Origin of the sequence: Bacillus cereus group sp. N21 (assembly GCF_016483395.1) — a bacterium.
Lineage (GTDB): Bacteria > Bacillota > Bacilli > Bacillales > Bacillaceae_G > Bacillus_A > Bacillus_A pseudomycoides.
In genome coordinates this window covers 64,258-78,241 of the sequence record NZ_JAEHBX010000007.1, presented here as the reverse complement: position 1 = coordinate 78,241, position 13,984 = coordinate 64,258, and the positions used below count along the sequence as shown (strand labels likewise).

Sequence of the window (13,984 nt, the reverse complement as noted above, 5' to 3'; positions counted from 1 at the left end):
AGAGGATGTAACCAGAGCTCAAATCTATAAAGTATTTTGAGATAGGATAAAAAATGTTGTTCATAGTTCTCTTTCCATTTCATATATAGTAAAACGAATGAATCATTTATGGAAATTGGGAGAGGGGTTTTGGGGAGATGGGGGGAATTACCAGTCGTTTGGAGTGGACGGTGCGTGACAAGTATGTAGTAATCACTGGAGCGACAAGTGGGATTGGGCTAGCGGCGGCTAAGGTACTTGCAGAACGCGGTGCAAAGCTAGGGATTATTGCACGAAACGAAGCAAAAGCAAATGATATTGTGACTCAAATTAAGGATTCAACGAATGGTAATGCAGTGGTAGATGTATTTCTAGCTGATATGGCTTCTCAGAAGTCGATACACCAAGTAGCTACTGACATTCTAGAGAAGTGCCCTAGAATAGATATATTAGTTAATAATGCTGGTGCTTTATTTCAAACAAGGCAAATTACGGAGGACGGTTTGGAGATGACCTGGGCGGTTAATCATTTAGGTCCATTCCTACTTACTAATTTGCTACTTGACCGTTTAAAGGAAAGTGCCCCAGCTCGCGTCATCACTACGGCATCTCATGGTTACAAAATGGCTAAAAAAGGAATTGATTTCAGTGATTTAGATGCAGAACAACTTTATCGTGGTGTTAAGAAATTAATGGGGGGTCCTACGATGCGTTATGGGCAGACAAAATTAGCTAACATCTTATTCACCTCTGAGTTGGCACGGCGGCTAGAGGGAACAGGTGTCATAGCTTCCTGCTTCGATCCAGGACTTGTGGCCACGAATTTCAACCAGGATAATGGCTTCACAGCTCGCTTAACTATGGCAGTAATGAAGCCTTTCTCTCGCACACCTGAGGAAGGGGCTGAAACTTTAGTATGGCTAGCAGAAACAACTGATATTATCAATCATAGTGGTTGTTATTATGCTGATAGACAAGTGAAAAAGCCATCTGAGGTTGCATTGGATATGGATGCCGCAAAGCGTCTATGGGATATTAGTGAAGAGCAGACTCATCTCTCAGGAAAATAGAACTAGCGTTAATAGAAATGAAAGTGTAAGAGTGACTTTATACTGATTGGATCGGCAGTATATATTTTGATTGTTATGCTGTATAGTTTCTCGCCTCTAAGTAAAAAGTAACGCGAAGGGGTGAATAAAATGGGAAAAAAGATTAAAAAAGATCCTTCTAGAGTAAGTCTTGGTTCCTCGCAAGTCGAAGGGCAAGGAACTACAACAAACGAAACGGGTTCTTTTAAAGTATCTTCATCAAATAAGAGACAAAAACGAAGCTAAACATATAAATAAGAGTAGTCATGTCGACTACTCTTATTTATATGTTTTTATTTTGTTTAGTTCATTTATATATTGTCGATACTGAAAAATAGTTATTTTTTCAGTAAACGAAATGCTTTTTCTGTATTTGCAAAGTGAAGTTTCACAAACTCAGGAAGTCGTTCTTTTCCAAGTTTTTGAATCAATTTAGCCGCGGCAATATCAACTTGCTTGCCTGCCCCCTTCGGAAGTGGCATACCCGCTTTTTTGCTTAGTTCATCAAACTGTTTTACGAATGAGTAGCGAGCTAAAATGGAGGCTGCTGCAACTGCTAAATGGACACTTTCGCCTTTTGTTGCAAAATACACGTTTTCACGCTGTACTTCTTTTTGTTTTGTTAAGTATTTATAATATGTATCAGGTTGTGTAAATTGGTCAATTAGGATGCCTTCTGGCTTTGTCGGCGCGATCTTTTTTAGTAAATGTGTAAGAGCTTTATTGTGTAAGAGCGCTTTTAGTTTACCTTGATTGTTCCCTTTTTCGAACAGTTCGTTATATTTTTCATTATGCAAAACGAGAGAGCTGTAAGGAACAACGCTAAGTAGTTGCTTTGCAATTTCAGCAATTTGCGCATCGTTTAAATTTTTAGAGTCTTTTACACCAAGTTCTTTTAACAATGGAATTTGCTTTGCATCTACATATACAGCAACAACTGTCATCGGTCCGAAGTAATCTCCAGTACCTACTTCATCGGATCCTGCTATAGACATTGTTCCAATGGAAGAAGGCGGGGCATAGCAGTGTGAATTTGCCGTTTTCTTAACAGAAGATTTAGGTGCTTGAGAAACATTTTGCCAACGTGCTGCTTCTTCCAGAGCACGAGTACCTTGAAACATTACTTTGCCTGATTTATAGGCTGTAATTGTACAAGATGGGACTTTTGCCATAAAGACACCGCCTTGCGGAACTTTCGGTGCAATTGCTTGTTTATATTGCTGTTTCATATCTTCAATTGTTCTAGAACTTGTTTGGATTACGATAGAATTTGACAAAGTAGTCGCTCCTTTTTTATATTGTTATTTTTATCATATCGGATTGTTCTTTCTGTTTCCATATTATGATGGTTCATGGTATGATAAACTTTAGGATTCTGTACGTGATTGGAGGCCGGTGAGTTGTCACAACAAAAGGGAAATAAAAGTCGAATTAATGTAGAAATCTATGGTCAACAATATTCAGTTGTTGGCGATGAAAGTACAAGTCATATCCGCATGGTAGCAGCGATTGTGGATGATAAAATGCGCGAACTCAATGCCAAGAATCCTTCGCTTGATACGAGTAGACTAGCGGTATTGACGGCGGTAAACGTCATACACGATTACATAAAATTAAAAGATGAACATGAGAAATTGAAAGAAAGTATGACAAAAAAAGGAATGGAATAACATGATTGATATTATTATCATTTTACTGCTTGTTATGGGATTTTTCCTCGGTTTAAAAAGAGGATTTGTCCTGCAACTTGTAAAGTTAACAAGCTTTATTATCGCATACCTTGTTGCGTACTGGTACTGCAAAGATTTAGCACCAACATTTGAGAAATTTATTCCATATCCATTTGATAAGAACGTATCTGTTCCAGAATGGATTGATGCGAATAATATCGAAGCAGTATTCTATCAAGCAATTGCGTTCATTGTATTATTTATTATTACAAAAATCGCACTTTCATTGCTTGGGAATTTGCTGAATATGTTTACAGAAATCCCAGTTATAAAACAGGTGAATGCGTTTGCTGGGGCACTTCTTGGCTTTTTAGAAGTGTACATTATTTTGTTTGTCTTAATTATTATTGGAACAATTCTTCCGATTGAACAAGTACAAACGCCACTGCAAAAATCATCAATCAGCAAAATAATTGTAGACGATACACCGATTCTTTCTGAAAAAGTGAAGGAACTATGGCAGACAGGTAGCAAAGTATAACTTCTCTTTTCTCGGAAAGAGAAGTTTTTTTCTATGAAAGAAAGGTGGGGCAAGAATGAAAGTGAATAAAAAACAAGTGATTAAATTACTGGAGACAATCGGCCTTTTTATGGAGCTTAAGGGCGCAAATCCATTTAAAATATCCGCATTTCGTAAAGCGGCAGCAGCATTAGAAAGCGATGATCGTAGTCTTTCTGAAATTGAAGATTTCACAAAGATTCCGGGCATTGGAAAAGGAACAGCGGCAGTTATTCAAGAATATATTGAAGCTGGAACTTCAGAAGTATTGCAGGAACTTGAAAAAGAAGTGCCGAGTAGCCTATTACCATTATTAAAATTACCGGGGCTTGGTGGCAAGAAAGTAGCAAAGTTGTACAAAGAGCTTGGCATTATTGATATGGAAACATTGCAAAGGGCTTGTGAAGAAAATAAAGTACAGGCATTAGCAGGGTTCGGTAAGAAAACGGAAGAGAAAATATTAGAAGCGATTGCTCAAGTTGGATCTCGTCCAGAGCGTTTACCGATTGCAATGGTCCTACCTATTGCCGGGGAAATAGAAGAGAAATTGTCGAATATCCAGGGAATTGTTCGATTCTCTCGCGCTGGTAGTTTACGACGCGTTCGCGAAACAGTGAAAGATTTAGATTTCATCATCGCAACGACAGAGCCAGCAGCGGTACGTGAACATTTATTACAGTTTGATAATATGATTGAAGTCATTGCAAGCGGTGATACAAAAGTATCCGTTCGTCTTCAATATGAATATGATATTTCGATTGATTTCCGTCTTGTAAAACCTGAGGAATTTATTACAACTCTTCATCATTTCACAGGTTCAAAAGATCATAACGTAAGAATGCGCCAAATTGCGAAAGATAAAGGTGAAAAGATTAGTGAGTACGGTGTGGAAAACTTAGAAACGGGTGAAGTGAAGACGTTTGAAACAGAAGAAGCATTTTTTGCTCATTTTGGATTGCCGTTCATTCCACCAGAAGTACGTGAAGATGGAAAAGAGGTCGAATTAATTAAAGAATATCCGAATTTAATTCAGTTCTCTGACATACAAGGTGATTTACATATGCATACAACATGGAGCGACGGTGCTTTTTCCATTGAAGAAATGGTACAAGCGTGCCGAGGGCGTGGGTATAAATTTATGGCAATTACTGATCACTCGCAATATTTGAAAGTAGCAAATGGTTTAACGAAAGAGCGTCTTCGTGAACAAGGAAAAGAGATTGAGCGCATTAACGAAAAATACCCGGATATCACAATTTTACGCGGAATCGAAATGGACATTTTACCAGATGCAACGCTAGATTTTGATGATGAAGTATTAGCAGAACTTGATTATGTAATTGGTGCAATCCACTCTAGTTTCTCACAAGACCGTGAAACGATTATGAAACGTTTGCGCACAGCAATTGAAAATAAGCATGTTACAATGATTGCCCACCCAACAGGTCGTCTCCTTGGACGACGCGAAGGGTATGATGTAGATACAGATTTACTCATTGAACTTGCGAAAGAAACAGATACAGTTTTAGAGTTAAATGCGAATCCGAACCGATTAGATTTAAGCGCAAAATTACTAAAGCAAGCGCAAGATGCTGGTGTGAAAGTAGCAATTAATACCGATGCTCATACACTTGAAATGTTAGAAGATATGGAAACAGGTGTAGCGGCAGCACGTAAAGGCTGGATTCAAAAAGATACTGTGATTAACACATGGGATATGAAACGTTTATTAGATTTTATTAAACGGAATAAGTAACACAAGGGGGACAGGCAACTTATGTTAGAACGAACGTTGCGTGTATTAGAATATAACAAAGTAAAAGAACAATTACTTGAGCATGTTGCTTCTTCAATTGGTCGTGATAAAGTGAAGAGCCTTGTGCCAAGTACAGATTTTGAAGAAATTGTAGAAATGCAAGAGACAACGGATGAAGCAGCAAAAGTCATTCGCTTAAAAGGACATGTGCCGCTCGGTGGGATTTTTGATATTCGTCCAAATGTAAAACGTGCGAAAATTGGAAGTATGTTAAGTCCACATGAACTTCTTGATATTGCAAGTACGATGTATGGTAGCCGCCAAATGAAGCGATTTATTGAAGATATGGTTGATAATGGCGTAGAGCTTCCAATCTTAGAAACCTATGTGGCGCAAATTGTGTCTCTATATGATTTAGAAAAGAAAATTACAAGCTGCATTGGTGATGGTGGCGAAGTAGTTGATAGTGCCAGTGATAAACTGCGCGGTATTCGTAACCAAATCCGTACTGCGGAAAGCCGCATTCGTGAGAAACTTGAAAATATGACGCGATCTTCTAATGCACAGAAGATGCTATCAGATGCAATCGTAACAATTCGTAATGATCGCTATGTAATTCCTGTGAAGCAAGAATACCGTGGTGTTTATGGTGGTATTGTTCATGACCAATCGGCATCTGGACAAACGTTATTTATTGAGCCACAAGTCATTGTGGAACTAAATAACGCATTGCAAGAAGCACGCGTGAAAGAAAAACAAGAAGTAGAGCGCATCTTAATGATGTTAACAGAAGAAGTAGCACTAGAAGCAGATACTGTATTAGCAAACGTAGAGGTTATTGCGAATCTTGATTTCATTTTTGCGAAAGCATTTTATGCAAAGCGAATCAAAGCTACAAAACCAATTGTAAATAATGAACGCTATATGAATTTAAGACAAGCACGTCATCCGCTTATCGACCCGGAAATCATTGTGCCAAACGATATTATGCTTGGTAAAGACTTCACAACAATCGTTATTACAGGTCCGAATACAGGTGGTAAGACAGTTACATTAAAAACAGTCGGTATCTGTGTATTAATGGCGCAATCTGGCCTTCATATTCCAGTATTAGACGAATCCGAGATTTGTGTGTTTAAAAACATTTTTGCTGATATCGGTGATGAACAATCGATTGAACAAAGCTTAAGTACGTTCTCCTCACATATGGTGAACATTGTAGATATTTTAGAAAAAGCTGACTTTGAAAGCTTAGTATTATTCGATGAATTAGGTGCCGGAACAGACCCACAAGAAGGGGCTGCGCTTGCCATTTCAATCTTAGATGAAGTATATAACCGCGGAGCGCGCGTTGTCGCAACAACGCATTATCCAGAGCTAAAAGCATATGGTTACAATCGTGAACAAGTTATTAACGCAAGTGTTGAGTTTGATGTAAATACATTAAGCCCAACGTATAAATTATTAATCGGTGTACCAGGACGCAGTAACGCTTTTGAAATTTCCAAACGCCTTGGATTATCTGATCGCGTGATTGACCGTGCTCGTAATCATATTGGTACAGATACGAATAAAATCGAAAATATGATTGCGAAGCTAGAAGAAAGTCAAAAAAATGCAGAGCGCGAATGGAACGAAGCAGAAGAGCATCGTAAACAATCTGAAAAACTTCATCGTGAATTACAGCGTCAAATCATTGAATTTAACTATGAGCGTGATGAAAGATTATTAAAAGCGCAAAAAGAGGGCGAAGAAAAAGTAGAAGCTGCGAAAAAAGAAGCAGAAGGTATCATTCATGAACTTCGTCAACTGCGTAAAGCGCAGCTTGCAAGCGTGAAAGATCATGAACTCATTGAAGCGAAAAGTCGTCTAGAAGGGGCAGCGCCAGAGCTTGTGAAAAAACAAAGAGTAAAAGTGAAAAACACAGCGCCAAAACAACAATTGCGAGCAGGCGACGAAGTGAAAGTATTAACGTTCGGTCAAAAAGGACAGCTGCTGAAAAAAGTAAGCGATAATGAGTGGAACGTTCAAATTGGTATTCTGAAGATGAAAGTGAAAGAATCCGATATGGAGTACATTAATACGCCACAACCGGTTGAGAAGAAAGCAGTCGCGACTGTTAAGGGAAGAGACTATCACGTTTCCTTAGAGCTTGACCTTCGTGGCGAGCGTTTTGAAAATGCGATGATGCGCGTTGAAAAATATTTAGATGATGCACAGCTTGCAAACTATCCACGTGTATCCATCATTCACGGAAAAGGAACAGGAGCACTTCGCCAAGGTGTACAAGACTACTTGAAAAAACATCGCGGCGTGAAAAACTACCGTTACGGTGACATGGGCGAGGGAGGCCTAGGCGTAACAGTTGTCGAATTAAAATAACACAAAACCAAGCAAAAGGGGAAACCATTATATGTTTATGGACAAACTTGCAAAAGTATTGTTAGCTTGTTGCGGAATATTTTTGGTGATTGGGGTTATTTATTTAGTGGTTTTTGCGAAGTAAGGGAGCGTCAATCTCGGCATCAGTATACCGCCTGAGATTGACGCTTTTTCTTTTCGGATAATCTATAAGAAAAAAGGAACATGACATGAAAATTAACCAATTTATAAGCGAAGCATTATCCTGCTCAAGGCGAGAAACAGACCGCCTTATTAAAGCGGACCGCGTGGCAATTAACGGTGAAGTGTGTACGCACGGTACGATTGTTACGGAGAATGATATTGTAACGATTGATGGCAAAACGATTGAAAAAGAGGACAAAGAAAAAATCTACATTGCCTTCCATAAACCAGTTGGCATTACTTGCACAGCTGCGGATCATATTGACGGGAATATCATCGAGTATATCAATCATCCCGAAAGAATCTTTCCAGTTGGCCGCTTAGATAAAGCGTCGGAAGGATTGATTTTGTTAACGAATGATGGAAGGATTGCCAATCAAATTTTACACGGAGATCATGAGCATGAAAAAGAATATATTGTAACGGTCGATAAGCCATTTACAGATTGGTTTATTGACGGAATGTCCCGTGGCGTGAAGATTAAAGATGGAATAACGAAGCAGTGTAAAGTGACACGAGTAAATAGTTCTACATTTCGAATTATTTTAACGCAAGGAATGAACAGACAAATTCGTCGAATGAGCCGTGCTTTTGGATATACAGTAACAAAACTGAAGCGCGTACGAATTATGAATATTAAGCTTGATGGATTAGAGGCTGGAGAGTGGCGGAATGTCACAGTGCAAGAGTTACAGGAATTATTGAAGCAGTTATAGTTGTTTTTCTGTGTTTATTTTTAAAAAAATAAAACTATTGATTTTTTTAAAAATAGCCCATATAATAAAAAACAACAATATTCGACAATATATTTTATAAAAGTAATGATGAGGACACGAGTTATTTTTTACGATTCTCAGAGAGGGGAGCCTTAGGCTGTGAGCTTCCTAATACGAAAAGATACACTTACCACCTCTAAACTTCAAGAGTGAACGGCATGATGCATTGTAATTCTTGACGGATAAAACCGTTATCAATTTACACGAGCTATAAAATGAGTTTATTTCGTTATACATTCATTTTATTAGAATAAGGGTGGAACCACGATTTCAACACTCGTCCCTTTGTTAGGGACGGGTGTTTTTTGTGTTCTTTTATAGGGGAAGTAGGATTGAAAGAGGAAACGTAACGAGTTTTTATTTCTGAATATTTTGTCTATTTATTGATTTTTAGGAGGTAAATGAAAATGAAATCATCTTTAAAGTTATCTGAGATGTTTGCAATAAGTTTAATGTTATTTGCGCTATTCTTCGGCGCAGGTAATATGATTTTCCCACCAGCGTTAGGACAAGGTGCTGGAACAGATGTATGGATTGCGTTGTTTGGTTTTATCATTACAGGGGTAGGACTTCCTTTACTAGGGGTTATTGTCATTGCTTTAAAAGGAGATATCAATGAATTAGCAGGTCGCGTGCATCCGTTATTTGCACTTGTTTTTACAGTTGCGATTTATTTATGTTTAGGTGTATTTGTCAGCGTTCCGCGTACAGGAACGGTTGCTTATGAAATGGGAGTCGCTCCATTTTTATCAAGTTCAGTAGCGAGCCAAGCATATCCACTTGTTATCTTTACATTCATTTTCTTTGCAGTTACTTTCTATTTAGCATTAAACCCTTCAAAATTAGTAGGGCGCATCGGAAAAGTATTAACACCAATTTTATTAGCTGTCATTGCAATTATTGTTATTAAAGCACTTATTACACCAATTGGAGAGTTCGGTGCACCGACAGAAACATACAAAGATCCACTGTTTAAAGGATTTATTGATGGATATTTAACATTAGACGGATTAGCAGCACTTGTTTTCGGAAATGTGGTTATCAATGCTCTAAAAGGAAAAGGGATTACAAATAAGAAAAGTATTGCGAAAGTAACAATCTTTGCAGGAATTATTGCAGCACTTGGCTTACTTATCGTTTACTTAGCACTCGCTTACCTTGGGGCTTCTAGTGTATCGCTTGGAATGGGAGAAAACGGCGGTGTGATTTTAACAAACGTTGTTCATCATTTATTTGAAAATTACGGCACACTACTACTTGGGGTAGCAATTGCGGCTGCATGTTTAACAACTTCTGTTGGGATTGTCGCAGCTTGTGGAGAGTTTTTCTCAGCACTACTACCAAAGCTGTCTTATCAAAAAGTTGTTTTTATCTTCTGCGTGTTAGCATTTATGGTAGCAAACCTAGGTTTAACACAATTAAATGCATTAGCATTACCAATCTTAATAGCAATCTATCCAATTGGAATCGTATTAATCATATTATCGCTAATTGAAAATTACCTTCGTATCCCGTTGGCAATGTATGTGGGTGGTATTATAGGAGCATTTGTTATTAGCTTTTTCGATGGATTAAATAATGCACACATTCAAATTGCAGCATTAGCGCCGATTTTAGAAAAAGTTCCGTTTTATAGTGTAGGGATTGGATGGTTAATTCCAGGAATGATCGGTATGTTTGTTGGGTATGTTGTTTCGGCTTTTCAGAAGCGAGAAGTTGTTGTAGGGAAATAAGGTAAAGAGGCTTTCTTTGAAAGAAAGTCTCTTTTTTTTGTAGAAAAGCTTACATATATAGAAAGTGAGATGTTGGGAAATGTACCCCACATTACTGCCTGTAAAAGCCCGATTGGTGAGGGCCAATAATCAGTGGGGGATGAAGAAAATCTCCACTGATTAAAGTTTCACTTTATCTAAATCTATTGTTCATTGATGAAGGAGTTTTCAAGCTAAAAAAGACTGTCATTTTATTAATCCTTGTTTGTAACACCTATTTAGTTTCACCCACATAATATAATATCGTCGTTCAATAAAGTTTGAGGAGGAATATACCTTATGAATAAAAAGCCAATTGTTCTCCATGATGAGCCTTTTGTAGCCCAGTATGAACAAATAATTACACCAGCAGAATGCCAAGAGTTAATCGAACTATCTAAAAAGCACATCCAACCCGCACAAGCCTATGGACATACAGGGGAACGGAAATCAGATTTCACTTGGCTTCCACACTATTCACATGGACTTGTTAGTCAAGTATCTGAACTTATTGCTACTGCTATGCCCTTACCGCTTAATCACGCTGAGCCATTACAAGCAGCGAGATATGAAGTTGGGGGGAAATTTGATGCTCATATTGATTGTTATGGTACCTGGCACGAAGACGGGAGGAACCGAGTTGAACAAGGGGGACAACGACTTTATACAGCTATTCTTTATTTGAATACAGTTAATGCAGGTGGAGAAACTTTTTTTCCCTCTCTGAATCTTACAGTTACTCCAAGCGAAGGGAAATTATTAGTTTTTGAAAATTGTAAAAGAGGGACAAATGAACCACATCCCCTTTCATTGCATGAAGGTTGTGCGGTACATGAAGGAGAAAAATGGATTGCTACATTATGGTTTCGTGAAAACCCACAATATTAAAAATCTATTATTTGGTTTTTGAGAGAAATGAAAGTTTTTGTTTATTCTTGTTTATGTACAGGGTTTTTCCGTTGGACAATGCTCTAAGACTGATCTTTAGATAAGAGTCTCATCTTTTACATCGTATAAAGTGAAACTTTAATCAGTGGGGTTTTTCTTCATCCCCCACTGATTATTGGCCCTCACCAATCGGACTTTTACGGGCAGTTGATCTCCCACCTAACTTCTTTGCTTTTGCCGAATTTTGAGATGGGAGTCTTACTGCCCGCAAATAGCGGGATAAATATATAACAGTCGTTCTAAGCAACGAGCTGGTTGTACTCGCAAAGCAATAATATGGTATAGTGAAACGAGGCTGTTTTTTCAGTCTCGTTTTTTAAATGCTTCCTACTAAATAGAAAGCATTCAAATGGAAAGGAAGACATTACATGCGATCAGAAGTAAATGTAAAGATAAAACCGAAATTTATAAAAGAGATTAAAAGTGGCTACCCACTTATTTTAAAAGATGCAATTCAAAACTTAAATGATATACGTGAAGAGGGGGCAATCATCAAAATTGTTGATGAGAAGAACCAATTTCTTGGTAAAGGATATTACGGAAAGCAAAATAAAGGATATGGCTGGATTTTAACAAGAAAAGAGCAGGAGCACATTGATCAAGCTTTCTTTGAAAGAAAAATCAAATCAGCGTTACATAAGAGAAAAGGTTTTTACAAATCGAATGACACGACTGCATTCCGGGCTGTAAATGGTGAAGGTGATGGCCTTGGTGGTTTAATCATCGATTATTACGATGGCTATTATGTAATTAGCTGGTATAGTGAAGGGATTTATTCTTTTAAAGATGAAATCATTGGGGCTCTTCAAAAAGTAGCAAACTTTAAAGGAATCTACCAGAAGAAGCGTTTTGATACAAAAGGAAAGTATATGGAAGACGATGATTTTGTTGCTGGAGAGCGCGGCGAGTTCCCAATCATCGTGAAAGAGAACGGTGTAAACTTTGCCGTGTATTTAAATGATGGTGCGATGGTTGGCGTATTCTTAGATCAGCGTAACGTTCGAAAACAAATTCGTGACACATACGCGAAAGGTAAAACAGTGTTAAATATGTTCTCTTATACAGGTGCTTTCTCTGTATTCGCAGCGCTTGGCGGAGCGACAAAAACAACAAGTGTTGATCTTGCGAATCGTAGTTTAAGTAAAACAATTGAACAATTTAGCGTGAACGGCATTGACTATGAAGCACAAGATATTATTGTAGAAGACGTTTTCCATTACTTTAAATACGCAGCGAAGAAACAGATGAAGTTTGACATGGTTGTATTAGATCCACCAAGCTTTGCACGGTCTAAAAAATATACATTTAGTGCAGCAAAAGACTATAAAAACCTATTAAAAGAAACAATCGCCATTACAGAAAACAACGGTATTATCGTTGCTTCTACAAACTGCAGTACATTTGATATGAAAAAATTTAAAGGCTTTATTGATACAGCGTTCAAAGAAATGAATGGCAAATATAAAATATTAGAAGAATATTCTTTGCCAGAAGATTTCCGTACGATTGACCAATTTAAAGAAGGCGACTATTTAAAGGTTGTTTTTATTGAAAAAATTAAAGGATAATTAAAATATATCAACATTTTGACAAAGGATATCGATTTACAGATAAAAAACGATATAAGAAAATGAGCTCAATTTCAAAATGAGCTCATTTTCCTATTGAACAATATGCTGCACTCTGCCAACTTGTCCGTCTTGTAAGCGCACTTTAATGCCGTGCGGATGAGACGGTGAGTTTGTCAAAATATCTTTTACAATCCCTCTAGTGAGTGTACCAGTACGTTGGTCTTTTTTTAAGACAATATCAACTTCAAGACCTGGTGAAATGTTAGCTCGTTTTTGCCCGTTCATTTACACACCTGTACGTCTACGTTGGTTGTTCGTTTTCTTCGTTTGTTGGTTTTGTAGTTTTTTCGTTGCTTGACTTTGATTTGCAGTATTTGCTCCGTTTCCATTTCCTTGCTTTTTCTTTGCAAGTTGTTCGCGCATTAAATCAGCTAAGCTTACTTTTTTATTTTCTGACATGGTAAAACTCCTTTATATTAGGTTAATTGTAAACAATAGTTGTGAGTTCCATCATAACATTGTTATGAAAAGAAATGAAGTCGGATTGAATTTTCATATAATTCTTTTCACCTTTATTGACTTCAGTTACAATTAAATTGTTAATGTTTGTAAAAAAGGGGGTAGAAGCATGTCACATCATATTTTGTTAGTGGAAGATGATAGCTCTATTCAAGAAATGGTCGAGAAATATTTAACTAAAGAGGGCTTTCAAATAACAATTGCATCTGATGGAGAAGAAGGAGTTCTCACATTTCTAAAAGGCTCATTTGATTTAATCATTCTCGATATCATGATGCCAAAGCTAGACGGATTAGAAGTTGTGAGAATCATTCGCGAAAAAAGTGCTGTGCCGATTTTAATGATGTCCGCAAAAGATACGGATGTGGATAAGGCGGTCGGTTTAGGACTTGGAGCAGATGACTACATCTGTAAACCATTTTCTATGATTGAACTGGCAGCTCGGGTAAAGGCAAGCATTCGAAGATCTACAAAGTATTCAGCCACGGAGCAGAAAGAAGAAACGATTGAGATTGGTGATTTAAAAATTGATCTGATTAATTTCACTGTGCAAAAAAAAGAAAAACAGCTAAAACTGACTTTGAAAGAATTTGAGATTTTAAAACTATTTGTGAAGAATCAAAATCGTGTATTTACAAAAGCACAAATCTATAACCTGATTTGGAATGAAGAATATTATGGTGATGATAACGTGATTAATGTTCACATGAGACGGTTGCGTGAAAAGATTGAAGATGATCCTTCTAATCCAGAATATATTAAAACATTATGGGGCATTGGCTATAAGTTGGAAGTGATGTAG

14 protein-coding genes and 1 other annotated feature are annotated in these 13,984 nt (G+C 37.5%); of the genes, 11 read left to right on the top strand and 3 right to left on the bottom strand.

Annotation, left to right across the window (positions count from 1 at the left end):
• Positions 1 to 137 precede the first annotated feature (137 nt).
• Both JDS96_RS06180 and JDS96_RS06175 read left to right on the top strand, forming a co-directional pair.
• Entirely contained in the window at positions 138 to 1,049 is a 912-nt protein-coding gene (locus JDS96_RS06180; RefSeq protein WP_199666388.1) for an SDR family oxidoreductase, read from the top strand.
• A gap of 129 nt (positions 1,050 to 1,178) precedes the next feature.
• Positions 1,179 to 1,313 (top strand): YuzL family protein, encoded by a 135-nt coding sequence (locus JDS96_RS06175; RefSeq protein WP_199666387.1) that lies wholly within the window; start codon positions 1,179 to 1,181, stop codon positions 1,311 to 1,313.
• Between the two features lie 92 nt (positions 1,314 to 1,405).
• Here the strand turns inward: JDS96_RS06175 and rnhC are convergent, their stop codons facing one another.
• Positions 1,406 to 2,344: a ribonuclease HIII gene (gene rnhC / locus JDS96_RS06170; protein WP_199666386.1), complete on the bottom strand. Its 939-nt coding sequence runs from the start codon at positions 2,342 to 2,344 to the stop codon at positions 1,406 to 1,408.
• 123 nt (positions 2,345 to 2,467) lie between these two features.
• On the opposite strand from rnhC, the gene zapA reads away from it, so the two are divergent.
• The 8 genes from zapA (at position 2,468) to JDS96_RS06130 (ending at position 12,660) form a co-directional block, all read left to right on the top strand.
• On the top strand, positions 2,468 to 2,737 hold the full coding sequence (zapA, locus tag JDS96_RS06165) for a cell division protein ZapA (protein WP_000082702.1): 270 nt from the start codon (positions 2,468 to 2,470) through the stop codon (positions 2,735 to 2,737).
• Between the two features lies 1 nt (position 2,738).
• The gene (locus JDS96_RS06160) at positions 2,739 to 3,278 is read left to right on the top strand and encodes a CvpA family protein (RefSeq protein ID WP_016116555.1); all 540 of its coding nucleotides are present in this window, start codon (positions 2,739 to 2,741) and stop codon (positions 3,276 to 3,278) included.
• 55 nt (positions 3,279 to 3,333) lie between these two features.
• The gene (gene polX / locus JDS96_RS06155; protein WP_199666385.1) at positions 3,334 to 5,052 is read left to right on the top strand and encodes a DNA polymerase/3'-5' exonuclease PolX; all 1,719 of its coding nucleotides are present in this window, start codon (positions 3,334 to 3,336) and stop codon (positions 5,050 to 5,052) included.
• Between the two features lie 21 nt (positions 5,053 to 5,073).
• The gene (locus JDS96_RS06150; RefSeq protein WP_199666384.1) at positions 5,074 to 7,434 is read left to right on the top strand and encodes an endonuclease MutS2; all 2,361 of its coding nucleotides are present in this window, start codon (positions 5,074 to 5,076) and stop codon (positions 7,432 to 7,434) included.
• A 209-nt stretch (positions 7,435 to 7,643) separates the two neighbouring features.
• Positions 7,644 to 8,333, top strand: coding sequence for a 23S rRNA pseudouridine(2604) synthase RluF (locus tag JDS96_RS06145; protein ID WP_199666383.1), 690 nt, complete (start codon positions 7,644 to 7,646; stop codon positions 8,331 to 8,333).
• A gap of 96 nt (positions 8,334 to 8,429) precedes the next feature.
• Positions 8,430 to 8,681 (top strand) — a binding site (T-box leader).
• Between the two features lie 119 nt (positions 8,682 to 8,800).
• A complete protein-coding gene (gene brnQ6, locus JDS96_RS06140; RefSeq protein WP_199666382.1) occupies positions 8,801 to 10,126 on the top strand; it encodes a branched-chain amino acid transport system II carrier protein BrnQ6 in 1,326 nt (441 codons plus the stop codon).
• Between the two features lie 318 nt (positions 10,127 to 10,444).
• A complete protein-coding gene (locus JDS96_RS06135; protein WP_199666381.1) occupies positions 10,445 to 11,032 on the top strand; it encodes a prolyl hydroxylase family protein in 588 nt (195 codons plus the stop codon).
• Between the two features lie 428 nt (positions 11,033 to 11,460).
• Positions 11,461 to 12,660: a class I SAM-dependent rRNA methyltransferase gene (locus JDS96_RS06130; protein ID WP_098158903.1), complete on the top strand. Its 1,200-nt coding sequence runs from the start codon at positions 11,461 to 11,463 to the stop codon at positions 12,658 to 12,660.
• A gap of 93 nt (positions 12,661 to 12,753) precedes the next feature.
• Here JDS96_RS06130 and JDS96_RS06125 read toward each other — a convergent pair whose 3' ends face one another.
• Together JDS96_RS06125 and JDS96_RS06120 are read right to left on the bottom strand one after the other, a co-directional pair.
• Positions 12,754 to 12,948: a YwbE family protein gene (locus JDS96_RS06125; RefSeq protein ID WP_006096211.1), complete on the bottom strand. Its 195-nt coding sequence runs from the start codon at positions 12,946 to 12,948 to the stop codon at positions 12,754 to 12,756.
• Positions 12,949 to 13,122 (bottom strand): hypothetical protein, encoded by a 174-nt coding sequence (locus JDS96_RS06120; protein WP_006096212.1) that lies wholly within the window; start codon positions 13,120 to 13,122, stop codon positions 12,949 to 12,951. It lies immediately after the preceding gene.
• A 169-nt stretch (positions 13,123 to 13,291) separates the two neighbouring features.
• Between JDS96_RS06120 and JDS96_RS06115 the strand changes: the two genes are divergently transcribed.
• Complete coding sequence (locus tag JDS96_RS06115; protein ID WP_003200910.1) at positions 13,292 to 13,984, top strand: response regulator transcription factor; 693 nt, start codon at positions 13,292 to 13,294, stop codon at positions 13,982 to 13,984.

Bases quoted from the DNA above. Each gene is read 5' to 3' on its own strand.
- JDS96_RS06145 (WP_199666383.1), top strand. From the start codon at position 7,644: ATGAAAATTAACCAATTTATAAGCGAAGCATTATCCTGCTCAAGGCGA.
- JDS96_RS06115 (WP_003200910.1), top strand. From the start codon at position 13,292: ATGTCACATCATATTTTGTTAGTGGAAGATGATAGCTCTATTCAAGAA.
- brnQ6 (WP_199666382.1), top strand. From the start codon at position 8,801: ATGAAATCATCTTTAAAGTTATCTGAGATGTTTGCAATAAGTTTAATG.
- JDS96_RS06180 (WP_199666388.1), top strand. From the start codon at position 138: ATGGGGGGAATTACCAGTCGTTTGGAGTGGACGGTGCGTGACAAGTAT.
- JDS96_RS06135 (WP_199666381.1), top strand. From the start codon at position 10,445: ATGAATAAAAAGCCAATTGTTCTCCATGATGAGCCTTTTGTAGCCCAG.
- JDS96_RS06120 (WP_006096212.1), bottom strand. From the start codon at position 13,122: ATGTCAGAAAATAAAAAAGTAAGCTTAGCTGATTTAATGCGCGAACAA.
- JDS96_RS06150 (WP_199666384.1), top strand. From the start codon at position 5,074: ATGTTAGAACGAACGTTGCGTGTATTAGAATATAACAAAGTAAAAGAA.
- JDS96_RS06125 (WP_006096211.1), bottom strand. From the start codon at position 12,948: ATGAACGGGCAAAAACGAGCTAACATTTCACCAGGTCTTGAAGTTGAT.
- JDS96_RS06130 (WP_098158903.1), top strand. From the start codon at position 11,461: ATGCGATCAGAAGTAAATGTAAAGATAAAACCGAAATTTATAAAAGAG.
- polX (WP_199666385.1), top strand. From the start codon at position 3,334: ATGAAAGTGAATAAAAAACAAGTGATTAAATTACTGGAGACAATCGGC.
- JDS96_RS06175 (WP_199666387.1), top strand. From the start codon at position 1,179: ATGGGAAAAAAGATTAAAAAAGATCCTTCTAGAGTAAGTCTTGGTTCC.
- JDS96_RS06160 (WP_016116555.1), top strand. From the start codon at position 2,739: ATGATTGATATTATTATCATTTTACTGCTTGTTATGGGATTTTTCCTC.